General features: G+C 60.8%; 21 protein-coding genes. 12 read left to right on the top strand and 9 right to left on the bottom strand.

The window, feature by feature from the left end; all coding sequences use genetic code 11:
- Positions 1 to 132: 132 nt before the first annotated feature.
- The 7 genes from CQ017_RS13735 (at position 133) to CQ017_RS13765 (ending at position 7362) form a co-directional block, all read left to right on the top strand.
- Positions 133 to 891, top strand: coding sequence for a LamB/YcsF family protein (locus CQ017_RS13735; protein WP_105554166.1), 759 nt, complete (start codon positions 133 to 135; stop codon positions 889 to 891).
- A complete protein-coding gene (locus tag CQ017_RS13740) occupies positions 888 to 2498 on the top strand; it encodes a carboxyltransferase domain-containing protein (RefSeq protein ID WP_105554167.1) in 1611 nt (536 codons plus the stop codon). The genes CQ017_RS13735 and CQ017_RS13740 overlap by 4 nt, the downstream gene beginning before the upstream one ends.
- The gene (locus tag CQ017_RS13745) at positions 2495 to 4231 is read left to right on the top strand and encodes a biotin carboxylase N-terminal domain-containing protein (RefSeq protein ID WP_105554168.1); all 1737 of its coding nucleotides are present in this window, start codon (positions 2495 to 2497) and stop codon (positions 4229 to 4231) included. The genes CQ017_RS13740 and CQ017_RS13745 overlap by 4 nt, the downstream gene beginning before the upstream one ends.
- Positions 4232 to 4271: 40 nt before the next feature.
- Positions 4272 to 4958, top strand: a complete 687-nt coding sequence (locus CQ017_RS13750) for a GntR family transcriptional regulator (protein WP_096289074.1) — start codon at positions 4272 to 4274, stop codon at positions 4956 to 4958.
- Between the two features lie 7 nt (positions 4959 to 4965).
- Positions 4966 to 5409, top strand: coding sequence for an HD domain-containing protein (locus tag CQ017_RS13755; protein WP_105554169.1), 444 nt, complete (start codon positions 4966 to 4968; stop codon positions 5407 to 5409).
- Between the two features lie 208 nt (positions 5410 to 5617).
- Entirely contained in the window at positions 5618 to 6133 is a 516-nt protein-coding gene (locus CQ017_RS13760; protein ID WP_105554170.1) for a Clp protease N-terminal domain-containing protein, read from the top strand.
- Between the two features lie 38 nt (positions 6134 to 6171).
- Positions 6172 to 7362: an adenosine deaminase gene (locus CQ017_RS13765; RefSeq protein ID WP_181150556.1), complete on the top strand. Its 1191-nt coding sequence runs from the start codon at positions 6172 to 6174 to the stop codon at positions 7360 to 7362.
- A gap of 70 nt (positions 7363 to 7432) precedes the next feature.
- On the opposite strand, the gene CQ017_RS13770 is transcribed toward CQ017_RS13765, so the two are convergent.
- The 6 genes from CQ017_RS13770 to CQ017_RS13795 form a co-directional block, all read right to left on the bottom strand.
- Entirely contained in the window at positions 7433 to 8239 is an 807-nt protein-coding gene (locus CQ017_RS13770; protein ID WP_219843947.1) for a putative hydro-lyase, read from the bottom strand.
- A 28-nt stretch (positions 8240 to 8267) separates the two neighbouring features.
- A complete protein-coding gene (locus CQ017_RS13775; RefSeq protein ID WP_105554171.1) occupies positions 8268 to 9485 on the bottom strand; it encodes an NRAMP family divalent metal transporter in 1218 nt (405 codons plus the stop codon).
- Between the two features lie 248 nt (positions 9486 to 9733).
- Positions 9734 to 9856: a type B 50S ribosomal protein L36 gene (gene ykgO, locus CQ017_RS13780; RefSeq protein WP_096289084.1), complete on the bottom strand. Its 123-nt coding sequence runs from the start codon at positions 9854 to 9856 to the stop codon at positions 9734 to 9736.
- Positions 9853 to 10956: a GTP-binding protein gene (locus tag CQ017_RS13785; protein WP_105554172.1), complete on the bottom strand. Its 1104-nt coding sequence runs from the start codon at positions 10954 to 10956 to the stop codon at positions 9853 to 9855. Before CQ017_RS13785 ends, ykgO begins: the two co-directional genes overlap by 4 nt.
- Before the next feature lie 122 nt (positions 10957 to 11078).
- A complete protein-coding gene (purH, locus tag CQ017_RS13790; protein WP_105554173.1) occupies positions 11079 to 12749 on the bottom strand; it encodes a bifunctional phosphoribosylaminoimidazolecarboxamide formyltransferase/IMP cyclohydrolase in 1671 nt (556 codons plus the stop codon).
- A 102-nt stretch (positions 12750 to 12851) separates the two neighbouring features.
- Positions 12852 to 13610: a DUF4303 domain-containing protein gene (locus tag CQ017_RS13795; RefSeq protein ID WP_105554174.1), complete on the bottom strand. Its 759-nt coding sequence runs from the start codon at positions 13608 to 13610 to the stop codon at positions 12852 to 12854.
- Between the two features lie 154 nt (positions 13611 to 13764).
- Here CQ017_RS13795 and CQ017_RS13800 point away from each other — a divergent pair, with 154 nt between their 5' ends.
- Positions 13765 to 15102 (top strand): MFS transporter, encoded by a 1338-nt coding sequence (locus tag CQ017_RS13800; RefSeq protein WP_105554175.1) that lies wholly within the window; start codon positions 13765 to 13767, stop codon positions 15100 to 15102.
- Positions 15103 to 15185: 83 nt separating this feature from the next.
- Positions 15186 to 15677, top strand: a complete 492-nt coding sequence (locus tag CQ017_RS18425; protein WP_258133664.1) for a hypothetical protein — start codon at positions 15186 to 15188, stop codon at positions 15675 to 15677.
- On the opposite strand, the gene CQ017_RS13810 is transcribed toward CQ017_RS18425, so the two are convergent.
- A complete protein-coding gene (locus CQ017_RS13810; protein ID WP_105554176.1) occupies positions 15660 to 16574 on the bottom strand; it encodes an N-acetylglucosamine kinase in 915 nt (304 codons plus the stop codon). The two genes, CQ017_RS18425 and CQ017_RS13810, sit on opposite strands and share 18 nt — an antisense overlap.
- Positions 16575 to 16794: 220 nt before the next feature.
- Here CQ017_RS13810 and CQ017_RS13815 point away from each other — a divergent pair, with 220 nt between their 5' ends.
- Positions 16795 to 19815, top strand: coding sequence for a glycoside hydrolase family 38 C-terminal domain-containing protein (locus tag CQ017_RS13815; protein ID WP_105554177.1), 3021 nt, complete (start codon positions 16795 to 16797; stop codon positions 19813 to 19815).
- A 95-nt stretch (positions 19816 to 19910) separates the two neighbouring features.
- Here CQ017_RS13815 and CQ017_RS13820 read toward each other — a convergent pair whose 3' ends face one another.
- On the bottom strand, positions 19911 to 20429 hold the full coding sequence (locus CQ017_RS13820) for a hypothetical protein (protein WP_105554178.1): 519 nt from the start codon (positions 20427 to 20429) through the stop codon (positions 19911 to 19913).
- Between the two features lie 242 nt (positions 20430 to 20671).
- Here CQ017_RS13820 and CQ017_RS13825 point away from each other — a divergent pair, with 242 nt between their 5' ends.
- Both CQ017_RS13825 and CQ017_RS18175 read left to right on the top strand, forming a co-directional pair.
- Entirely contained in the window at positions 20672 to 21175 is a 504-nt protein-coding gene (locus CQ017_RS13825) for a sigma-70 family RNA polymerase sigma factor (RefSeq protein ID WP_105554230.1), read from the top strand.
- Complete coding sequence (locus tag CQ017_RS18175; RefSeq protein WP_181150557.1) at positions 21172 to 21840, top strand: anti-sigma factor; 669 nt, start codon at positions 21172 to 21174, stop codon at positions 21838 to 21840. Before CQ017_RS13825 ends, CQ017_RS18175 begins: the two co-directional genes overlap by 4 nt.
- Positions 21841 to 21961: 121 nt before the next feature.
- On the opposite strand, the gene CQ017_RS13835 is transcribed toward CQ017_RS18175, so the two are convergent.
- Positions 21962 to 23476 carry an SDR family NAD(P)-dependent oxidoreductase gene (locus CQ017_RS13835; RefSeq protein WP_181150558.1) on the bottom strand — a complete coding sequence of 505 codons (1515 nt, stop codon included), beginning with the start codon at positions 23474 to 23476 and terminating at the stop codon, positions 21962 to 21964.
- Positions 23477 to 23486: the final 10 nt, after the last annotated feature.

Raw genomic sequence — 23486 nt, forward strand, 5'->3', positions numbered from 1 at the left:
TTTAACGATTGCCTTCACTTCGGCCGCACCCCGCCCCGCACAGCAAATTTACGATCCAGTCAAAAGATTGTTGAACAATCTCTATTTTTGGTGCATGCTTAGATAAACGGCACAGCGAGACGGGGATCACAAATGACATGCATCGACCTGAATTCCGACGTAGGCGAATCCTTTGGCAATTGGGTTATGGGCGACGATGCGGCCATTTTCAGATCCGTCTCCTCGGCCAACGTAGCTTGCGGCTTCCATGCAGGGGACCCCACCGGCATTGCGCAGACCTGCCGCGCTGCAGTCTCCGCGGGCGTCACCATCGGTGCACATGTCGGATATCGCGATCTTGCCGGGTTCGGTCGTCGATTCCTCGACTGCTCCGCTACCGAACTCGCCGATGACGTGCTCTACCAGCTGGGCGCACTGCAGAGCTTGGCCCGAGCTGCGGGATCCAGCATCAAGTACGTCAAGCCGCACGGCGCCCTCTACAACACCATCGTGCACCATGAGGTCCACGCTCAAGCCGTCATCGACGCCATTAAAGCGTTCGGCGACGATCTTCCGGTGCTGCTCTTGCCCGGTTCGGTGGCACTGGCCAAGGCCGAGGCCGCCGGGCTGCGTCCGGTCGCCGAAGCCTTTGCAGACCGCAACTACACCCCCGAGGGCACCCTGGTCTCGCGCCGCGAGGCGAACGCCGTGCTCCACGACTCCGTGCTGGTCACCGAAAACATGATCCGCCTGGCCACCGAGGGGACCATCAAGGCGGTGGACGGTTCGATTATCCAGATGCCAGCCGAGTCGATCTGCGTGCACGGCGATACCGCAGGATCGGTCGCGATGGCGGCCGCGGTCCGCGCCGGACTTGAATCGGCCGGCGTGCAGATCAAGAGCTTCGCATGAGCATCACCGCGGTACACGCCGCCGGAAGCCACGATGTGCTCGTCGAATTGGATGATCTCGAATCCGTCCTTTCCCTCGACGCCCTGTTGCAGGCCCAACCGTTGCCTGGGCAACGCGACGTCCTAGCTGCCGCCGCGACGCTCATGGTGAAATTCGAAAACGTCGAACAGGCCCGGCAGGCCAGGCAGCTGTTGCCCAAGCTGACATTGAACACGGCAGCGGCAACTACGGGCAAACTTGTCACCATCGAGGTCTATTACGACGGTGCGGATCTGGAAACCGTCGGGGAGCTCACCGGCCTTGGGGCCCAGGGAGTTATCAACGCGCATACCGGCCAGCAGTGGCGTGCGGCGTTCGGCGGATTCGCGCCCGGTTTCGCCTATCTTCTGGGAGAAAACACCGACCTGCAGGTTCCCCGCCGCGAGAGCCCCCGTACCCAGGTGCCCACCGGTTCCGTGGCCCTCGCCGGTGAGTACTCGGCCGTTTACCCACGCCAGTCCCCCGGCGGATGGCAGCTGATCGGCCATACGAATGTCGCGCTGTGGGATCTGGGTCGAGAAAATCCGGCGCTCATCCGCCCGCAGGACCGTGTGCAGTTTATTGCCTCACGCCAAGCGCTGACCGTGAAAACGGCGGCCTCGGCCGCTACCGAAACCGAAGCTCCAACGGGTACCGGATTGGCCATTCTCGATTCGGGTTTGCAGAGCCTGCTCCAGGACACCGGCCGGCAGGGCTTTGGCGGGCTCGGCGTACCGGCCAGCGGCGCCGCCGATCTCGCCTCCTTGCATCAGGCAAATCGGCTGGTTGGAAATACGGCCGATTCTGCCTGCATCGAAAACCTGACCGGTCGGATGAGCCTGCTCGCCCACGGCGACCAGGTCCTTGCGGTGTGCGGAGCCGAAGCGAGGCTGGTCATCAGTCCGGCGGCCGGCGACGACCTCCGTGCCGAACGCGAGGTTTGCATGGACGCGCCCTTCGCCCTGCTGGACGGCGAGCGCCTGGATCTGGAGCCCACCGGGAACGGATTGCGCAGCTACCTTTCGATTCGAGGCAAGATCCAGCTGCCCCGAATTCTGGGTTCGCTGTCCACCGACACGCTCTCCGGGGTGGGTCCGGCTCCACTGATGGATGGAAGCTTCCTGCCGGTATCGCTGCCGGAGAACCTGCAAATCGTGGGACAGGGCGAACCGAGCACCCTGCCCCGGCCAGATGCCGAGGGCTGCTATGTTCTGCGCGTCCAGGCTGGCCCGCGCGATGACTGGTTCGGCCCCGCCGGACTGGCGAAACTACTGGACCAGCGCTGGCTGGTCACCAGCGAGTCCAACCGCATCGGCGTGCGGCTGGGCGCGGAAGGGGACGCCAGCGCGCTTGAACGCGTTCGCTCCGGCGAGCTTTCCAGCGAAGGCGTCGCGCTCGGCTCCTTGCAGGTACCTCCCTCGGGATTGCCAGTGCTGTTCCTGGCCGATCACCCGGTCACCGGCGGTTACCCGGTGATCGCCACGGTCATCGCCGAGGATCTATCCGCCGCGGCACAGTTGCCGCCAGGCTCACAGCTTCGTTTTGAACTTTCCGAATCCACCCCAAGCACCGAAGGATCCCAGGCATGAAAAAGGTCTTGATCGCCAACCGCGGCGAAATCGCTGTTCGTATTGCCCGCGCCGCAGCCGACGCCAATTTGGTATCGGTTGCCGTCTATTCCGATCCCGATGCGGATGCCCTGCATGTGCGCCGGGCCGATGAAGCCTACGCGCTGGGTGGGACTTCGAGTGCCGAAACCTATCTGGATATTTCCAAGATCATCGCCGTTGCCAACCGCTCCGGGGCCGACGCGGTCCACCCGGGCTATGGGTTCCTTTCGGAGAACGCCGGCTTTGCCCGCGCAGTCATCGAGGCCGGGCTGATCTGGATCGGCCCAACCCCTGAAGCTATTGAGCTATTGGGCAATAAGGTGACGGCGCGCGAAATTGCGGTACGCGCCGGTGCCCCGCTGGTGCCCGGTACCGATGCACCAGCGGCCGACGCATCCGAGGTGCGCGCCTTCGCCGAGAAGCATGGCGTGCCGGTAGCCATCAAGGCGGCGTTCGGAGGCGGCGGACGCGGGTTGAAGGTTGCGCGCACCATGGAAGAAATCGAGGATGCCTTCGAATCGGCGGTCCGTGAAGCCACCGTCGCCTTCGGCCGCGGCGAGTGCTTTGTGGAGCGATTCCTGGACAAGCCGCGCCACGTCGAGGCACAGGTTCTCGCCGATACGCACGGCAATGTCATCGTGGTGGGTACTCGCGATTGCTCGTTGCAGCGCCGTCACCAGAAACTCGTCGAAGAAGCGCCAGCCCCATTCCTCTCGGATGAGCAGCGTGCCAAGATCCACGAGTCGGCCAAGGCCATATGCCGGGAGGCAGGCTACGTAGGCGCAGGAACCGTCGAATACCTGGTTGCGCCGGACGGACTCATCTCCTTCCTGGAAGTTAATACCCGTTTGCAGGTTGAGCATCCCGTTAGCGAGGAGACTGCCGGAGTGGACCTGGTCATCGAACAGTTCCGGATCGCCGAGGGCAAAGAACTGTCTTTGAAGGAAGATCCGCAGCCGGTAGGCCATGCCTTCGAATTCCGCATCAACGCCGAAGATCCGGCCCGTGGTTTCCTGCCCGGCCCGGGGACCGTGACCCGGTTCGAGGTCCCTACCGGCTCCGGAATTCGTGTCGATGCCGGGGTGCGCAGCAACTCGAATATTCCCGGGCAATATGATTCGCTGATGGCTAAGCTGATCGTGCATGGTGCGACTCGCGAGCAGGCTCTGCGCCGCGCCCAGGTGGCTCTGGCGGAGTTCACCATCGAGGGTGTTCCCACGGTTTTGCCCTTCCACCGGGCCGTCGCCAAGCATCCAGACTTCACCGCCGAGCAAGGCTTTAAGATCTACACCACTTGGATCGAATCGGACTTCGCCGAGGAACTGGCAAATAGCGAGGAAATCGCCACCACGTCCGTCGGCGGCGAGCGTGAAGTGCTCACCATCGATCTAGACGGCAAGGCGATGGCGTTGGGCCTGCCTGCCGCGCTGGTGCACGCCATCCGCCACGGTGGTTCCGCCTCGGATGGGGCAGGCGGAGGCGAGGCTTCGGTGGTCGACGCCGACGCACTGCTGTCCCCCATGTCCGGAAATCTGGTCTCTTTCTCGGTCGAGGACGGAACCCCGGTGGCCAAAGGCCAGACGGTGGCAGTCTTGGAAGCAATGAAAATGGAATCACCGGTCATCGCGCATCGCGATGGAGTCTTCACCGCGGCATCGTTTAACCCGGGACAGGCAATTAATCGTGGTGAGTCATTGGGAAGCATCGCTTAGCCAATGCGGGATTCTGCGAAGCACTGGCTAGATTAGAGGAATGAGCGTGAACGAGATCTACACTTCGATTCCGCTGGGCAGCGGATCCACCCATGCGCATACCAGCACCTGGGTGGCCTCGACGTTGCGCCAAGAAATCGCCCAGGGGCGGCTGTTGCCAGGCTCTAAGCTGTCGGAGCAGGCGCTGGCCGACGCGCTGGGAGTCTCACGTAATACCCTCCGCGAGGGGTTCACGCTCTTGGACAGTGAATTGATCATCACGCGAATTCCAAACCGTGGAGTGTTCGTGTCGTCCCCGGGTGCCGCAGACATCCGTGAGATCTACGCGGTGCGTCGCACCATCGAACCCGCAGCGCTTGCGTGGGGGCCCGCTTTGGATGTCCCGGCACTGGCCCAGGCGATCGTCGAGGCGCGCGCCGCGGCCAAAGCGCATGACGTTCCGGGCATGGCTGATGCCAATCAACGCTTTCATGAGTCCGTGGTGCGAGCCACCGGGAGCGTTCACTTGCTCGAACTCATGGGCCGAATTCTCGCCAAAATGCGCTTGGTCTTCCATTCGATGAGTGATGCCCCAGATTTCCATTCGCACTATGTGGAACGAAACGCTGCACTTGTTGAATTGCTGGCCTCCGGCCAACGGAACGAAGCAGCCCAAACCCTACTGGGCTACCTGGATACCGCGGAAGCCGAACTTCTCGACCATTACGAGTCATCTCAAAAGATCTAGGAGCGCTATGCCTGAGTCTTCTTTGCCTGCATTGGCCGAAACGATTGCACGTCGAGCCCACGAAGGGCAAAACGATAAGTCAGGCGCGGATTACATTACGCATCCTGCTCGCGTGGCGGCCAACGTTAGTGAACAAGGCGGTAGCGAAGAGGCCGTCGCAGTGGCCTGGCTACACGACGTCCTTGAAGATTGCGCGGTCACTTCCTCGGATCTTCTGTCTGCTGGGATCCCGCAGCGGGTCATCGATGCTGTCATTTCGGTGACCAAACGTGAAGGGGAACAAATCGAAGATTATTGTGCCCGGGTCCGGGCAAACCCCATCGGACTCATGGTCAAGTACGCCGACCTCGCGGACAATACCTCCCCGGAACGCACTGCGCTGCTTGAGGACGCGGTACGAACCCGGTTGGCGGAAAAGTACGCGTACGTCCACTCATTGCTGGCGAGCTAAGTGCGTCTGCGCCTGGTCGTCCAGTCCTGAGGTATACCAGGTTATGGGACCGGCATAGTCGGTCGTAGATTAATGTCCGGGCTGTGCCGATGACTTGGTGTGCGGAAATCGCTAACCAAAAACTGTCCTCAATACGGTTGCAGAGGCCCCTAGCCGTGCTCGCGAATACGCTGTGTCGTTGAAAATCTGCACGGCATTTTCTCTTCACATGATCCGTGAAGCGCGTAGCATCGAAGTACTAGGTGGGAAGGACCGTGCCGACATGTTTGAGAAATTCACCGATCGAGCACGGCTTGTCGTTGTCTTGGCACAGCAAGAAGCCACTGCTCGAAACGACGACCATTTAGGCACGGAGCATTTCCTGCTCGCTCTGGTGCGAGAACCTGATGGTATTCCTGCCAAAACTTTTGAGGCCCTGAACATCTCCTACGAAAATGTGCGCGAGCAGGTCAACGCGTTGGCAGGCAACGAGAAGTCCGGAATTACTGGCGAGCTGCCGATCACCAAGCATGTAAAGAAGCTCTTAGGGCTATCGCTGCACGAGGCCAAAGAGCTAGGCCATGACTTGGTCGACACCGAGCATCTCTTATTGGGGCTGCTTCGCGGTAGCGAAGGCATCGCGTCCAAAGCCTTCAAAAGGTTGGGAACCACTCCCAACCGAATTCGCCAGGAACTCATTAGGCTCTGGTCTGGTAATTCTGGTGAATCTCAAACCGGCAGCTAAGCCGGTCCTTCCAGCACTTGGGTGATCGCCACCTCATCATGCCTTGGGCCCAGCGTTCTGTTTGGAGAGTATCGTTAGAAACGGCTAGCAGGTCAATTAGTACGTGGCCAGAGCAACTTGAGTGGAGTTTGTCCGCCACGGATACTGCATATTTTCCTTGCGCCGCTGCTGCGACGGACCGAAGCAGCCATACTTTGGTTCATTTTCCGAAAGGACAAGACTTGAAACTGCCTGTAGCCGAACTACACATCCATTTGGAAGGTTCGTTAGAGCCCGAAACGATTTTTGCCCTTGCCGCCAAGAATCGGATCGCTCTGCCCTACCAGTCGGTGGAGGAGCTGCGGGAGCAGTACGATTTTAATAACCTTCAGTCCTTCCTTGATCTTTTCTACGCGAATATGGCCGTGCTGCGCACCAGCGAAGATTTCCATGAAATCACTCGCGCCTACCTGCAGCGAGCACACGATTCTGGTGTTCGTCACGTTGAACTGTTCTTTGATCCCCAAGCACATTTGGAACGCGGGCTGACACTGTCCGACGTGATTTCCGGAATCAGTGCTGGTCTTGATGAAGCCAAGCAGCGTTGGGGCATGACTCATAAGCTCATTGCCTGTTTCTGGCGACACGCCCCGGCAGCCTCTGCCATGGAAATCCTGCAGCTGATTGTTTCCGAAAAGCATGAGATCGATGGAATCGGCTTGGACTCTTCCGAGCTTGGATTCCCTCCTGAGCTCTTTACTGAGGTCTTCGCTTACGCCCGCGAGCACGGCTTGCATCTGGTGGCCCATGCGGGCGAGGAAGGGCCAGCTGACTATATCCGTCAGGCCTTGGACCTGTTGCGGGTTGAGCGCGTTGATCACGGCATCCGTTGCTTGGAGGACCCTGAGCTCGTGACACGCTTGGTCAATGAACAGATGCCGCTGACGGTATGTCCTTTTTCGAATGTGCGATTGCGTGCAGTGGATACCCTGGCAGATCATCCGTTGCCTCAGATGCTCGAAGCTGGGCTGAAGGTTTCCATCCATTCGGATGATCCTGCCTATTTCGGCGGCTATATGGATGCCAACTTTTCGGCCATCACCGAACAATTCTCCTTGACTGCCTCGCAGCTGGCTACGCTGGCCCGGAATTCCTTTGACGGATCTTTCCTCGAAGCGGGAGAAAAAGCGGCTCGCGTAGCCGAGGTTGATGCGTGGCTCGAATTACAGGCGGACGCGGAGCCGCGTTAATTAGAAGTACCGCGATTCCTTGGGGATGGAATCGCGGCACTGGACTCAACAGGTACTCGTACTTTGGGGGTTACGGCACCTGATACATCGAGTCCCTGGCATCGGTGATTAACATATGCCCGGGGGCGTGTCCGATAGCCAGCACAGGACGGGATTCCATGACAGCGGCTTGTGGGGTCACGCCGCATGCCCAAAAAATTGGAATGGTTCCGTCCGGAATGGTGAGTGCATCTCCGAAGTCTGGTTTGCCCAGATCCGTGATGCCTATTTCTTCGGGATTGCCCACATGAACCGGGGCTCCGTGTACCGCTGGGTAGCGGGAAGTGATACGCACGGCGTCCGCTACCTGAGAAGCCGGTATTGGACGCATGGAGACGACCATCGGTCCGGAAATACTCCCGGCCGAGGCGCTGCGAATGTTCGTCTTGTACATAGGCACGTTCACACCTTGGTCGATGTGGGCAACGCCTATGCCATTTTCAATCAGGGCCGCTTCGAAGGTGAATGAACACCCCACGATGAAAGTCACCAGATCATCTCGCCAATACTCGCTCAGATCCGTAGGTTCGGCTATTATCTGGCCGTTTTGGTAGACCGTGTATTTCGGAAGATCGGTGCGAATATCGCCATCGGGCAGTAATTCGTTGCTCGTCTGGCCCGCTTCCAGTACCCCTAGAATCGGGCAAGACTTCGGGTTGCGCTGGGCAAAGAGTAGTACCTCAAAGGCCAGCTCGCGTGGCACGATGATCAGATTCGCTTGGGCATATCCGGCAGCATACCCAGCGGTGGGTACGCTCAGTCCTTGCCGAAAGAGTTTACGGGCTGCTGACGGGGCCATACTGGCACGTTCGTCGCGATGTGGTTCGAGCGGGATCATGAAGTTCTCCTAGATCTCAGACGCGAGCTCAGGCCCACATTTTTGACAGGCCAGTGAGCGACATCCATCCGAGGTAAATGGTCAAGAGCCAAGTCAAGGCGCCAATAATCAACAGCCATGCCGGGTACTTGTAGTCGTTCAGCAAGTCTCGGCGGCGCCAAGCCACCCACAACAGGACCGCAAAGCCAACGGGGAGGATCAATCCGTTGAAGGCGCCGGCGAAGATCAGCAAGGTCTGTGGGGCTTGGCCCAGGAATAGGTAGATTGCGGCGCATACGGCGATGAACGCCACGGTGATCAGATTTCGTGTGCGTTCTTTGGTCACCGATTTGGTGACGAAGGAAACCGAGGTGTAGGCGGCTCCGATGACGGAAGTCAACGCGGCGGACCAGAGGATGACGCCGAAGGTGCGTAGTCCAATATCTCCGGCTGCTGCGCCGAAGGCCTCGGCGGCCTTGTTGTCGCTGGTCAAGGCCACGCCACCGGCAACGACGCCGAAGATGGCGAGGAACAGCAATACTCGCATGACACCTGTGACGATGATGCTGACAACCGAGATGCGGCTAACGGCCTTGACATGCTCGACGCCCGAAGTGCCGGAGTCAATCATGCGGTGCGCACCGGCATAAGTAATGTAGCCACCGACGGTGCCGCCGATCAGCGTTGTAATGACCAAGAAATCTATGTTTTCCGGCATCACGGTGTTCTTCAGCGCTTCGCCAACCGGCGGGGCAGCAATGATTGCAACGTAGAGCATCAACAGGATCATGATCGCCCCGAGGAGTACCACGATCCGGTCCAGTGCCATGCCGGCTTTCTTCGATAGGAAGATGAGAATGGCGATTGCCGCTGAAATTGCGCCACCTATTTTTGGGTCAACGCCCATCATCGCGTTCATGCCAAGACCGGTGCCGGCAATATTGCCAATGTTGAAGACCATGCCACCGATAAATACCAGCGCCGCAAGGAACCAGCCGACGCCGGGAAGCACCTTGTTGCCCAATTCCTGGGCGCGCAATCCGGAGACTCCGATAACTCGCCAAACGTTCAGCTGAACTGCGATGTCTACCAAGATCGAAACGACAATCGCGAAGGCGAAGGACGCTCCTAGCTTGACCGTAAATTCCGAGGTCTGGGTGATGAACCCCGGCCCGATTGCGCTTGTTGCCATGAGGAACATGGCGCCCATAAGGGCTGTGCGCCGTGCCCTACTGCTGAGCTGCGGCTGAGTCTCTGAATGTGCCATGGTTCCATCCATTACAGGTTGCGGTGACTGCGGTCACAAGTCTTGGTGACTCACAGAAGAATACAGGTTGTTCAACAATCTGCACAAGAGGTTGTTCAACAATCCTCTTCCCGAATTTCCCAGAGACCGCGGTTGACCTGTAACTGTGTACACAAACAATGGCACAAGAATTCTTAAAATACGACACCTCGCCCCGCGAAAAACACAACTTCAGAGTTTTTGCGAGCCGAGGTGCCGAGCGAGCATGGCTAGCCCTGACGCGCTTTCATCCTTGGATTCTTCTTGTTGATCACAAAGACCCTGCCGCGACGGCGGACCACTTGAGCACCGGGCACCTTCTTCAGTGCTCGGATTGAATTTCTAACCTTCATACGCTTTCACCTCTTCCCCATATATCCGACTCCTCCTGATCTGGCCCAGTTGCACTCGAAGCGCCATGCAGGGCCAGAAGCTGTTCATCGCTTAGTTCGCAGGATTCCAAGAGCGCCCTGACCTCAGCTTCGCAATGCTCCGAGCCGGTCAATTCCAGATGAGTGCAAGCAACGTCGCTTTCCCATGCCCCGGTTGATTCCATCCAGACCCGTGGCCCAGTACCGGTGAGCGCAACACGTACGCCGGGGCAGCTTGCCATCCAGAGCGTCCCGCGAACGCACATGCAGGTTGCGACTACCTCCGGCAGCACCTCGCGGAAACGGTCGGCATCAAGTGGTCGCTCGACTCTGATGAGAATTTTTGAATCTGCGATCTCCGAATCACCCGCGCCATGCGAGAAATGACCGGGGCGAGACCTAAGAAGGGCTTCGTGCTGGTCATAATCACCCAAAACAACTTCGCTTGCGCCTGAATTGAGCGCCGCATGCGGCGCTAATTCCGCGATCAGCCTCGCCCCATGCTCGTATTGCTCACCGGAAGCTTTTAGATGCTCAGCCGATTCGCCAAGAAGCTCTACGCTCACTCCTTCAACGAGCATCAGGCTATCGGCCAGCGCGAGTTCACGGATCAGGAACTCCCCTGCGGTTCGCTCATCATTTGGCATGGCATTGAAGCCTGACTCCCACAGGGTCCTTCGATCCCAGAACTGGTCTTCCGTCGCGGCCGGGTCCAGCGCGAGGACCACGTGGTCGATTGTGACCCCACGCCCCGCAAGCTCGGAACGCACTATGTCCAAGACCTGATCACTATGCCAAGTAGCCGGCAGCAGTTGGATCACCACGGCATCTTCGCGCCCAGGTAGGAGGCGCAACAGCGTCGGGAGAATTTCAAAGCGCACAGCGCAGCCTATGCAACCGTGCTCGAGTACGGATTCGGCGCGCTCGGTAGCATTATGCTTTCCTTCAACTCGGCGCAGGACACGATTGCCCTCTAGCAGATCGTGGCCAATAACCAGCGCCTCGGGATATTTCCCAAGCAGTCGACTGACGGCGACATCTCGGCAGTGGACTTCCAAAGATGAGACAAAAATAAGCTTCATAAGGCTCGAGCTTACATGAGAATGATTCTCAATATAAATAACGAATACTTCGTGTTAACCGGCAGCGGGCCGCCAAAATCATCAATGATTGATGATTTGGCGGCCCGCACCGTGGAAAATTCCTAGTGGAAGAAGTGACGCGCTCCGGTGAAGTACATGGTGATGCCAGCAGCGTTTGCCGCGGCGACAACTTCCTCATCACGAACCGAACCACCAGGCTGAACGACAGCCTTAACGCCGGCGTCAAGCAAGATCTGCAGGCCATCGGCGAACGGGAAGAACGCATCCGAGGCGGCAACGGCACCTTCGGAACGTTGCTCGGAAGCGGAGCCGTCAACGTTTTCCGCGCCCCCGGCGGCATCTGCACCGGATTCAACCTTCACGCCAAGGGTATTGGCGCGCTCGACTGCAAGCTTGCACGAGTCGACGCGGTTGACCTGGCCCATGCCGATACCCACGGCTGCACCGTCCTTGGCGAGGAGAATTGCGTTCGACTTCGCCGCACGCACCGCACGCCAAGCGAAGGCAAGATCTGCCAGCGTCTTCTCGTCGGCAGCCGGGCCGGCCGCAAGGGTCCAGTTCGCCACGTCGTCACCGGCAGCAGTGATCTTGTCACTGGCCTGCACCAGCATGCCGCCGGAAACCTGACGGAACTCGTTTGCGTTGCGCGCGTAGCCCTCTGGCAATGCCAGCAGGCGGATGTTCTTCTTGGCCGAGAGGATCTCTACTGCTTCTGGCTCGAAGTCCGGTGCGATGACCACCTCGGTGAAGATGCCCTTGACCGTTTCGGCCATTGCTTTGGTCACCGTGCGGTTAGCGGCGATGACACCGCCGAAAGCCGACACCGGATCGGTGGCATGCGCCTTGGCATGGGCCTCGGCGATTGGATTGGCCGCCTCCGGGGAAGCGACCGCAACGCCACAGGGGTTGGCATGCTTGATCACTGCCACCGCGGGCTGCTCAAAATCGAAAGCGGCGCGCAGCGCCGCATCGGCATCCACGTAGTTGTTGTAGCTCATCGGCTTACCGTGCAGCTGGTCCGCCTGAGCAATACCGGCTGGGGCCGCCTCGTCAACGTACAGGGCTGCCTGCTGGTGCGGGTTTTCACCGTAGCGCAGCGCTTCGGCACGCTGCAGGGCTACGCCCGCGTAGGCTGGCCAGTCGATAACACCGTCGCCGTCCTCGTCAAGGAACTGGCTGGCGGTCCAAGAAGCCACTGCGGTGTCGTACGCCGCGGTATGGGCGTAGGCCTTCGCCGCCAGACGCTGACGGGTCTTCAGATCGAAGCCGCCCTCTGCGGCGGCCTCGACGACCTTGGAGTAGAAGGTTGGGTCCACCACGATGGACACCGCTGCGTGGTTCTTCGCAGCCGAGCGGACCATGGCAGGTCCTCCGATATCGATCTGCTCGACAACCTCGTCCTGGCTGGCTCCCGAGGCTACGGTCTGGACGAATGGGTAAAGGTTCACCACGACTAGATCGATCTGCTCGATGTCCATGGCGGACAGGGTGTCCATATGTTCGCCCACGCGACGGTCGGCAAGAATGCCGCCGTGGATGCGCGGGTGCAGGGTTTTCACACGGCCATCGAGCATTTCCGGGGAGCCGGTAACCTGCTCTACCTCGGTGACTGGAATCCCTGCTGCCGCGATCTTCTTGGCGGTGGAACCGGTGGAGACCAACTGCACGCCAGCTTGGTGCAGTCCGGCGGCCAGTTCCTCCAGGCCAGTCTTGTCGTATACGGAAATCAAGGCGCGGCGGATGGCCACACGATCCAAGACGGTCTTACTCACGAAAATGCTCTCCCGGCGGTGAGATGAAAAGGGGCGGGCAACCAATGGTCGCCTTCCCTATTCTAGCGCCGGAAGCAGGCGATTCTTCAGTTCATGTCAGCGCTACTGAACTGGTTGCTCCAGCTGCGGGAAATGCTCGACGAGCTGCTGCGGTGTCAGGCAGAGTTCGAGCAGTTTTTCTGCATGATCGTCGTCGGCAACATAGGCGACCAAGTCGACCTTTGTCCGTTCGTTCAGCTCCTCACGCAATGACTGAGCGACGGCAACGAGGGTGTGATAATAGCGCTTAATTGTGCTCTCCCACCCTTCGCGGGTAGCCAGATCCGTCATCGCATCCGACCAGATTTGGGCGGCCGGGTCTTGGCATAGATCGATAGCGGACCAATGCCAATCGCTCGGTTCCCACTTATCTGAGTAGAAACTGTCGCCATCGTCTTCTTCGAGATCTGCCTCGATGGCACTCAGGACGGCATCGAGATCTTCGCTGTCCCCGTCCTCATCTGCCTCATCGGTCTCATCCGCGGAGTCTTGAAACTCATCCTCGGTTTCGGTGACATGCTCAACGCTGAGCTGCCCCTGAAGATCAGCGTCCGAACGATCCTCGTAGTTGTCGTCCTCGTCGAGATCTTCGCCGCGTTCCACCAGTAAGTCCCGAGATTCGCTTTGGCGATCGCGTTCGAGCGCTTCAACAGAATTTAATGCCAGTAGCGGCATTGCGATGTTCTCGCTCTCCGAGGTGCTGACACCATGCAGGGCAATGGCATAGAAGTTCTGTTCCGGGTGTTCGGCAATCACTTCCGCCGCGTGTCGAAGGGCAGCCACCCGTATCGCCTCTTCGAGAGCGGTCCAATCTACTCCCATGACCAGAGAATACTCCCTTCGGGCCTCGCGCAACAGGCCTTGACGAAGCCGTGCAAAAGGCGTAATGAGATGCGCTGAAGCTACAGATTTCGGTATGCTTCGACGCGAAGCGTGCCGCACTTTATGTGGCCGATCCTAGGAAAGGCCAACGACAGTGCCAACTGCCACACTCCCCTCCGGCACGCACATTGTGCAGGAGCTGCCCTTCAAATGGAAGGTGCAAGGCACCATCTTCATCATTGGTGGGCTGGGCTTCATGTTTGATGCCTGGGACGTGACCCTGAACGGTGCGCTCATCCCGTTGGTGGCCGCCGAATGGGGCCTGGACCGCCCCACGGCCGCGTTGCTTGGAACCTCTAACCTGGTGGGCATGGCGCTTGGCGCTTTCCTATGGGGAGGAATCGCGGACAAATACGGTCGCAAAAATGCCTTCTCACTGACCTTGCTGATGTTTTCGATATTCACCGTGCTTGGCGCGCTCTCCCCTAACTTTGGTTTCTTTGTCGCCTTCCGCTTCCTTGCAGGAGTAGGCCTGGGAGGCTGCATTCCGGTGGACTACGCCCTGGTTGGCGAATTCACCCCGGCAAAACTGCGCGGACGGGTGCTCACGGCAATGGATGGCTGGTGGCCCATCGGCGCGGCACTGTCCTTCTTCGTTTCCGGGTGGGTTATGGCCACTGCCGAGAACTGGCGCTTGATTCTCGCGGTGATGATCCTTCCGGCCTTCATGGTGTTTCTGGTGCGTTTGAAAATGCCCGAATCCCCGCTGTTCCTCGCGGCCAAGGGACGCGAGGTCGAAGCCCGACAAGTCATCGATGAATTGGTGCAGCGTACCGGTGCCGCACCTCGGGACTACGTCATCGAGGCGGCCCCATCTGGCAAGGGACCACGCTGGTGGGAGCAGGTCGTGGAGCTGTGGCGCTACTCGGCCAAGCTGACGGCAACCAGCTGGCTGTTGTTCGTCACCGTCTTGCTCGTCTACTACCTGGCACTGACTTGGCTTCCCACCATCTTGACCGAGGCCGGCATGGCGCAGTCCGCCTCGTTTTTCGCCACCGCGGTGATGGCCCTGATGGGTCTGGTCGGTGTGCTGATCGCCGCCTTGCTCGTAGAGCGAGTGGGCCGCAAATGGCTGCTCGGCATCTCCGCACCACTGGCGGGGATCGTGTTGATCGTGGTCGCCGTCAGCCTGGACGCACCGGCCACCGCGGTGGCCTGGATTCTGGTGTTCGGCGTTGTGGTCCAGGTGGCGATTCCGGTGTTGTATGCCTACGTCTCCGAGCTGTACCCGACCGAACTGCGCGCCAGTGGCTTCGGCTGGGCCTCAACCATGTCCCGCTTTGCCGCGGGCTTTGGTCCGTTGCTCTTCGCCGCGCTTTGGCCGATCGTCGGACTGCCCTGGCTCTTCGCCGGGGCTACCTTCTTGGTGCTCCTCGCGGTGTTGTTCATGGCCCGCTTCGCCCCGGAGACCCGCGGGCGCGACCTTCGCTAGGGACTGCGCAAGCCAAAGGGAGCACGAATGCTTCGTAGTGGACGAGGCGACTTTTTCCTCGCTTACCGAGGTATTGTGAGCTCATGCCTAGGCTCGGAACTGTGCGGCCGCTCGGCGTCACGCGCCGGGTAGCTTTCCCGCTGATTTTCGCGGGCGCCCTGGCGGGAGCGCTGGCCTCCTGCAGCGCGGACACCCGGCCGGATTCGGCCTGCATGCCGCCGGAATTTTCGCTGTCCCAAGGGACCGCGCAGCGCGGAGATCCGGTGCAAATTTCGGCACCAGATGCGGATTGCGACCCTCGCTACGGACCTCAAGCCCAGGTGGAAATCAGCGTCACCGATGCGCAAGGCATCGAAGTCATCCACACCACCGAACCCATGGGCGATGCCGGGAAGTTCAGCTACACCTTCGAAGTGCCGCAGGACATGGAACTTGGCAAGGCGGCTATCAGCGCCTTTCCGCACGCGGTGGACTGGTGCGATGACACCGGGGTGAACAACCGGATTTACGGCGGGCTGGCTATCGTTCGCGCTTCGTGCAGCATTCCCGTGAAAACCTTAGCGATCATCCGCTAGGCCGGCAAGGAATGCCGCCCCGTGCACCGGGCTTCGGGCCAAGAAGCGAAGGTCCTCGAAACCTTCGACGGCCAGTGCCGCGCGGAGGCGCTCTTGATAAATGGGCTGGTGCTCGATTACCCCACCGCCGAGCACCACGGGAGCGGAGATTCCCAGCTGGCCGGCGACAACGCATACCTTGGTCACCACAAAGGTGATCGCCCGCTGAAGAATTTCTTCGGCCGCAGCATCCCCCGACGCAATAGCTTGGAAAACTAGCGGTGCGCACCGGGCCCAGTATTCACGCGAACTTCGCTTGTGGAAGAGCCCAATGAGCTCTTCGGGATTCGCGCACTCGACATGTTCCAGCAACGACGAGGTCAGAGCCGACTCGCGCCGACCTCGGTTGAACTCATCCAGGGCGTGGCGTACCGCCTCACGGCCAAACCAGTAACCCGCTGCTTCGTCTCCCAGCAGGTAATCCCATCCCCCGTACCGTGCGGTCTGCCCGGCGGAATTCAGACCCCAAATCGCTGACCCGGTTCCCAGAATGACCGCGATCCCCAGGTCAGATTGCCCGGCGGCCAGGATCAGCCGCGTATCGTGCACCACCCTGACCTCAGCATCCGGAACAAACGGTTCGATGAGTTTGCGCAGCGCCAGGCTATCGGCGTCGGTGTCGATCCCTCCGGCACCTGCAATCACCAAATCAACCTGCGGTTCGCCGAGTTCCGCGAACGCTTCGCGTAGCGCCTGCCGGGCTTCGTCCAGGCTGACGTTTTGCACGTTGGCGCTGCCGGTGCGAACCTCTGCAACGATCTGGTCGTCCAGGTAGCGCACCGCGTGCGTTTTTGTTCCACCGATATCGAGCGCGATCAGTCGAAGCGGTGCTGATTTACTTGCGTGCGTCGATTCCATGGTGACCTTTGTCTGCCGTCTCTTCGGGCTCTTACCCGGCTTTAGCTTTTCATGGCGCTTGCCCAATGGCCGAGGAAGCAGCCAAACCACCTGCACAGAACGCGATTTTGCAGAACCGTCCACGTGAGAGCGCGGTGGAGAGCTCAACCATTCCGCTTATTGGATAGTCTAAATGCAAGCTTACTGTTCTCAAGGAACCGTTGTTCCGAGAAAGGCATTCATGCATGATGACATCTCGCTGACCACCGGACGCGTCAAACGCGTCCTCAATGAACGAATCCGTCCCTCGGTGTATTCGGATTCGGTCCCGTTCGAGGTGTCGTGGCATGAGCTGCCAGGTGAACCGATCCCCGCCGTGGAAGGTATCGCCCTTGACTACACGCCGACGCAGGTCGGCGCCGCGTGGGGTGCCGCTTGGGGTACCACCTGGTTCAGGCTTCGCGGGCAGGTCCCGGAAAGTTGGGCCGGACGCCGCGTGGAGGCGGTCATTGACCTGGGCTTCGATGCCAACATGACCGGGTTCCAGTGCGAAGGGCTGATTTACCGTCCCGACGGAATCACCATCAAGGCGCTGAACCCGCGCAATCAATGGGTTCCGGTCAGCGAGTCAGCCGAGGGCGGTGAACAACTCGAGCTCTTTTTGGAGGCAGCTTCCAATCCGGTGCTCCTTGATTATCACCCGTTCTTGCCCACCGAGCAGGGAGATATCCTTACCTCGTCCCCGCGCAAGCTCTACACCACTCGCCGCATGGATTTAGCGGTCTTCGAACCGGTCGTCCATGATCTGGTCCTCGACCTTGAAGTGCTGCTGGATCTGCAAGCCGAGCTGCCCGAAGGTCCACGTCGCATGCAGATTCTGCAGGCGCTGGATAACTCAATGGACGTGCTGGACCTGCAGCGCATCGTTGACACCGCGCAGGCTGCACGCGACCGGCTCGCCCAGGTGCTCGCCGCCCCGGCGGAACACAGCGCCCATCAGATTTCGGCGATCGGCCACTCGCATATCGACTCCGCCTGGTTGTGGCCACTGCGCGAAACCATCCGTAAGGTCTCACGCACCTGCTCCTCCATGGTGGAACTGCTGGATTACGATGATGAGTTCCTCTACGGAATGTCCAGCGCACAACAATACGCCTGGCTGAAGGAACACCGTCCCGAAGTGTGGGACCGCGTGAAAAAGGCGGTGGCCGACGGCCGTTTCCTCCCGCTAGGCGGCATGTGGGTCGAATCGGACACGGTGATGCCTTCCGGGGAGTCTTTGGTCCGTCAATTCCTCTATGGACAGAAGTTCTTCCGCGACGAATTCGGGATCACCTCGGCCGGAGTGTGGCTTCCGGATTCCTTCGGCTACTCCCCCGCGCTGCCGCAGCTGATGCGCCGGGCAGGCTTTGAATGGTTCTTCACCCAAAAGATCTCCTGGAACCAGCAGAATAAATTCCCACACCACTCGTTCTTGTGGGAGGGAATCGACGGATCGCGAATATTCAGCCACTTCCCCTCCATGGATACCTATAACTCGCAGCTTTCCGGCGAGGAAGTCGCCAAGGCTTCCCGACAATTCCGCGAGTCACGGCTGACCAACAATTCGATCGCCCCGGTGGGCTGGGGCGACGGTGGCGGCGGAACCACGCGCGAGATGACCGGCAAGGCGCGCCGACTGGCAAACCTTGAAGGCAGCGCCACGGTGAAGTGGGAACATCCCAACGACTTCTTTGACCGCGCCCAGCAAGAGTTGCCAAGCCCTCCGGTTTGGGTGGGCGAACTCTATCTTGAGCTTCACCGCGCCACGCTCACCAGCCAGCACCAGACCAAACAGGGGAACCGGCGCACCGAGCAGCTGCTGGTCGAAGCCGAACTATGGGCGGCCACCGCCACCATCTATGCCGGTGCCGAATACCCCTACGAGCGGATCGACGCGCTATGGCAGACGGTATTACTGCACCAGTTCCACGACATCCTTCCGGGTACCTCGATCGCCTGGGTACACCGCGAGGTGGTGGCCCGGTACGGGCAGGTCATCGAGGAAGCAGAAGCGCTCATTGGCGCAGCGCAGCAAACGCTCGCCGGAACCGGCACGACGTCGCTGACCTTCAACGGCGCAGCCTTTGCCCGTGCGGGCATACCCTTCGGGGCCGCCGGCGAAATTTGCGCAGCCGAACACGAGGCGGTGCAGATCGCCGAGCATGAGGGCGGATACCTGCTGGAAAACGCTCTGGTGCGGATTTTCGTCACCGCCGAGGGTCTGGTGAGCTCCGCAATCGATGTGGCTACCGGCCGGGAAACCATCGCTCCGGGGCAGGTGGCGAACCTATTGCAGCTGCATCAGGACTTCCCGAATATGTGGGATGCCTGGGACGTGGACAAGTACTACCGCAATCAGGTCACCGACCTGCGCGCGGTGGACTCGATGGAGCTTTCCCGTGAAGCGGATGGAAGCGTGACGCTGGAAATTCTGCGCAGCTTCTCGAATTCCAAGATCGAACAACAGCTCGTTCTGGCGCCTGGCTCCCGGACCCTGCAGATCAAGCAGAGCACCGACTGGCATGAGGCGGAGAAGTTCCTCAAGGTCTCCTTCCCGCTGGATATTCGTGCGGAGCATACGATCGCTGAGACGCAGTTCGGCTACCACCAACGAGTCACCCACGTGAACACCAGTTGGGAGGCTGCAAAGTTTGAAACCTCCATGCACCGCTTCGTGCTCGCGCAGGAGCCCGGCTTCGGTGCGGCACTGATCAACGATTCCATCTATGGCTTCGATGTCACCCGCGACTCCACCGAGGCCGGCATCTCCACCACCTTGCGCTTGTCGCTCTTGCGCGCTCCGCGGTTCCCGGACCCGGAAACCGACCAGGGGCGCCAGACCCACCGCTACGGTTTGGTCATCGGTGCGGATATCGCCTCGGCGACCGAGGCCGGAGCCTTGCTGAACAGCGCCGCGCGGGTCATCCAGGGTGCCACGCCGGTGGCTCCGCTGGTCACCCTCGACGGCGAAGGACTGGTGGTTTCCAGCGTGAAGCTTGCCTCCGATCGCTCCGGCGACCTGGTAGTTCGGGTCTACGAGTCGCTGGGACGGCGGGCGCGCGGCAGCTTGAAAATCAACGCAAAAATCGCGGCGGCGAGTACCGTGAGCCTGCTGGAAGATGCGCTCCCCGAGGACGGCCCCGAGGTGGCAGACGCTGAGGTGCGCCTTGCCTTGGGCGCCTTCGAGGTGCGCACGGTTCGCTTCGGCTTGGCCAGCTAGCCGGCTGCAGGCAAGGGGCCCCTGGTCCACGCGCTGTCTCGCGTGGACCAGGTACCCCTTGACGCTCCGTGAGTCGACCGCAGTATCCGGCGCCGCTACTGGATCATCGTCCCGTCGGGTGCGACCGCGTACCAGACTTCGTTGACCCCTTGGCCGGCAACATCACCCGCTTTGCTGTCACTGATGAAGGTGTACAGCGGCATTCCGTTGAGCGTCAGATGCATTTCGCCCTCGGGACTGGTGATAGTTCCAACTTCGCCGGTGACTCCCTCCAGGGTCGGGGTGTCGCTGGTGGTTGTGGCGATCGGCCAATTGGCCAGGCACTCGCCGGTGCAGGCGCTGGTCGTGGTGCCGGCCGTGTCGTTGGTGAAGTAGTACAGGGTCATGCCGTTCGCGTCCACCACGACATCACCCAAACTCGTGGAAGCAACACCCAAGTCAACGCCCGCAGCGGTGTCCATCGGCGCTTCGGAGGTGCTCTTCGGCCCGCCGTACATGCCGCCACCGCTGTCGTCGCCGCTGCCCGCGCCGCCACCGCAACCGGCAAGCAGCAAGGCCGCGCCAAACAACGCCGCGGCGGGAGCAGCAAAATTCCTGCGGCTGATCGTATTCATGATGCATTCCTTTCATCGGACGGGCTGAACGCTCTGGCCCCGGCCAAGCCCGAAACCAGGCGAGGCCATTGAGCAGAGTTGCCCGCAAACTGCCCTCAATGTCTAAGACGCAGAGAAATGTGTTCTGGTTCATGTTTTTGCAAATTTTTCTGCGCATACTTGGAATGTGTATGAACCATTTTCCGTACCGGCGCGTCTTAGTGGGTGAAGCTTTGCCCTCACGACGACTGACCGGAGCGAAGGTGCCATTAGACGCACAGGTAGTCTCCGACATCTACCGCGAGCATGGAGAGGCTCTGCGGCGCTTTGCCTTGCGTGTCGCGGACAATCGGGACGAGGCCGAAGATGTGGTGCAGGAGACCGTGCTAAAAGTTTGGAAAGCTGCGCCGGTATTGACCGGCTCGCTGCGCAGTTACCTGTTTGCGACGGCGCGCAATGTGATTATCGATCGGCACCGCCGGGCGGCTGCCCGAATCTCGGCCCTGCCCTTGGGCGAAACCGAACCGGAAGCCAGCGACTCCTCACGGGAAATATCCGAGGCCTTGGACCGGATACTGATGGAAGAAGCGCTCATGCGCTTGAGCTTCGAACACCGCAAGGTAGTTTTGCATCTGCATTATTTCGGTTCCACGGTGGCGCAGGCAGCACAGGATCTTGGTATCCCGGAGGGCACAGTGAAATCGCGGGCCTACTACGCGATGCGTTCCCTGCGCGGGATCTTAGAGGAGATGGGGGTTGGGCAGTGAACGAGCACCTTGATCTTGGAGCGTATGTGCTCGGCGGGCTGAGCCCTGATGAGCGGGCGGCCTTCGAATTGCACCTGTCCGGATGCTTGGAATGCCAACAGGAAATGGCTGCCTTCGCTCCCGTGGCCAGCCGTTTAGGTTCGGTGGACGCGGGCACTGCCCGGACCTTGCTGGAGCCGCGCCCCACCGAACCAGAGGCGAGGGACGAGGTTGATTTGCTGGACTCCTTGCGTGCCCGGCGTCGCTCGCGGCGCCTGATTCAACGTTCGGCGATCGCGGTCGCGGTCGCAGCTTCGGTGGCCGCCGGAGTCTTCCTGGCCCCGGTAGTGCGCCCGTCCCCAGCGCCGGATGCCAGCTATGAGGTTGTTGGCCTCACCGGGCAACAGGTCGGTCTGGGGCTGAACGCAAAGGCCTGGGGCACCGAACTCCGATTCGAAGGTAGCGGCCTTCCCACCCAGGGCACGCTGTCGCTCTGGGTGGTCGATTCCACCGGCGCGGTGGACCAGGCTGGCGCTTGGAGCGCCACGACAACGGGCAAGACCCAGATGACCTGCGCAGTACCAGTGCAGCTGGAGGAGATTGCCTCGATTCAGTTGCGCGACGTCGATTCGAAGGTTCTCGCCGAGCTGCACTTGCCTGCGCATCCCGCACCGCAGCCAAGCTAGCTGCTAGCGGTCCGCAGCCCGTGATCCTGCCATCCGGTTGGCCCCGGCCAGCGTGGCGGGAAAGAATTCAGCCGCTCCCGGTACGACCCTCGCTCAGCCCGCGATGTGGCCGGCGAACTTCCTACCAAGGAGATGGCTCGTAGTCCTTGAGGAAGCAGCCGTAGAGGTCGATGCCGCGTTCCCCGTCGACGATCGGCTGGTAGACCCGGGCCGCCCCGTCGATCAGGTCCAGCGGCGCGTGCCAGCCCTCGGCGACCATGCGGACCTTGGAGTCATGCGGGCGCTCGTCGGTGATCCATCCGGTGTCCACCGCGGACATCAGGATCCGGTCGGTGGCCAGCATTTCCTCGGCGCTGGTGCGCGTGAGCATGTTCAGCGAGGCCTTGGCCATATTGGTGTGCGGGTGCCCGGCGCCCTTGTAGCGGCGGGAGAACTGGCCCTCCATGGCCGAGACGTTCACGATGTACTTGCGGTGCGCGTCGCTCGCGGCCAACGCCGGGCGCAGCCGCGAGGCCAGCAGGAACGGCGCGGTGACGTTGCACAGCTGCACCTCAAGCATTTCCAGCGCGTCGACGTCCCCCAGGATCTGCGTCCAGGAGTTTTCGGTGACCACGTCGGGCACCAGCCCGCCGGCGTCGATCGCGGTGCCGGTGGCAATTTTTTCGACGGTGGCCGAACCCGCGGTCATCGCTAGTTCGGCGAGCGCCTGCGCATCGTATTGCGCGTGGGCTGCCGGTGCCAGCAGGGCTGAATCTTCGAGCCGGAACGCGCTGGCCAGCGCCTTGGGGTGTTCTGCCGGCGGATTGGCCTCGCCCCACAGTTCCGGTCCGCCGCGCACGAATTCGAGCTCAGCCGGAAGTTGCTGATGCTCGGCTTCGATCAGGTGCTGGTAGGAATTGGTGGTGCGCCGCACCGTCTGGGCCGCGTTATTGATCAGGATGTCAAGCGGACCTTCGGCGGCGACGCGGTCGGCCAGCGAGATCACCTGAGCGGGGTCACGCAGGTCGATTCCGACGATGCGCAGCCGGTGCATCCAGTCTGCCGAGTCTTCGATCGCGGCGAAACGCCGGACCGCGTCGCGTGGGAAACGCGTGGTGATGGTGGTGTGGGCGCCGTCGCGCAGCAGGCGCAGCGCGATATGCATCCCGATTTTTGCCCGGCCACCGGTGAGCAGTGCGCGTCTTCCGCTGAGGTCTGCGCGGGCGTCCCGGCGTTCGCGGCCCTGCGCGGCACAGGCGGGGCAGAGGTAATGGTGGAAGGCATCGACCGTGGTGTAGCGCTGCTTGCAGATGTAGCAGCCGCGCGGGCGCAGGTATTCACCTGCGCTTTGCTCCGCGGCGGAGGAACTCAGATCCAGACCCAGGGTTTCGTCATCCAAGCGATGTGGCGAGCCGGTGGCGGTGCGTTCGATGACCGCCCGGTCTGCCGCGGTGATTTCGGCGCGCTTCTGGGATTTGCGGTGGCGTTTGGCGGCCTTGAACATGTTGCTGGTGGCACGGCGGACGGCGATATGCCGCTCATCCTCGCTGGGAAGCCGGTGCACCATGCCCAAGACCTTCAGGGCGGTTTCGAGTTCGGCTTCGGTAAAGTGGGCGTCGTCGCCGGTGGGCTCTGCCGGGTGTGGATGTTCAGTCATGTCGCCATCC

It is taken from the genome of Arthrobacter sp. MYb224, from assembly GCF_002975455.1.
In the GTDB taxonomy this organism is placed as follows: Bacteria; Actinomycetota; Actinomycetes; order Actinomycetales; family Micrococcaceae; genus Glutamicibacter.

Coding starts and splice junctions, on each gene's coding strand:
- CQ017_RS13735 (WP_105554166.1), top strand. CDS start 133: ATGACATGCATCGACCTGAATTCCGACGTAGGCGAATCCTTTGGCAAT.
- CQ017_RS13740 (WP_105554167.1), top strand. CDS start 888: ATGAGCATCACCGCGGTACACGCCGCCGGAAGCCACGATGTGCTCGTC.
- CQ017_RS13745 (WP_105554168.1), top strand. CDS start 2,495: ATGAAAAAGGTCTTGATCGCCAACCGCGGCGAAATCGCTGTTCGTATT.
- CQ017_RS13750 (WP_096289074.1), top strand. CDS start 4,272: ATGAGCGTGAACGAGATCTACACTTCGATTCCGCTGGGCAGCGGATCC.
- CQ017_RS13755 (WP_105554169.1), top strand. CDS start 4,966: ATGCCTGAGTCTTCTTTGCCTGCATTGGCCGAAACGATTGCACGTCGA.
- CQ017_RS13760 (WP_105554170.1), top strand. CDS start 5,618: ATGATCCGTGAAGCGCGTAGCATCGAAGTACTAGGTGGGAAGGACCGT.
- CQ017_RS13765 (WP_181150556.1), top strand. CDS start 6,172: ATGCCTTGGGCCCAGCGTTCTGTTTGGAGAGTATCGTTAGAAACGGCT.
- CQ017_RS13770 (WP_219843947.1), bottom strand. CDS start 8,239: ATGATCCCGCTCGAACCACATCGCGACGAACGTGCCAGTATGGCCCCG.
- CQ017_RS13775 (WP_105554171.1), bottom strand. CDS start 9,485: ATGGCACATTCAGAGACTCAGCCGCAGCTCAGCAGTAGGGCACGGCGC.
- ykgO (WP_096289084.1), bottom strand. CDS start 9,856: ATGAAGGTTAGAAATTCAATCCGAGCACTGAAGAAGGTGCCCGGTGCT.
- CQ017_RS13785 (WP_105554172.1), bottom strand. CDS start 10,956: ATGAAGCTTATTTTTGTCTCATCTTTGGAAGTCCACTGCCGAGATGTC.
- CQ017_RS13795 (WP_105554174.1), bottom strand. CDS start 13,610: ATGGGAGTAGATTGGACCGCTCTCGAAGAGGCGATACGGGTGGCTGCC.
- CQ017_RS18425 (WP_258133664.1), top strand. CDS start 15,186: ATGCCTAGGCTCGGAACTGTGCGGCCGCTCGGCGTCACGCGCCGGGTA.
- CQ017_RS13810 (WP_105554176.1), bottom strand. CDS start 16,574: ATGGAATCGACGCACGCAAGTAAATCAGCACCGCTTCGACTGATCGCG.
- CQ017_RS13815 (WP_105554177.1), top strand. CDS start 16,795: ATGCATGATGACATCTCGCTGACCACCGGACGCGTCAAACGCGTCCTC.
- CQ017_RS13820 (WP_105554178.1), bottom strand. CDS start 20,429: ATGAATACGATCAGCCGCAGGAATTTTGCTGCTCCCGCCGCGGCGTTG.
- CQ017_RS13835 (WP_181150558.1), bottom strand. CDS start 23,476: ATGACTGAACATCCACACCCGGCAGAGCCCACCGGCGACGACGCCCAC.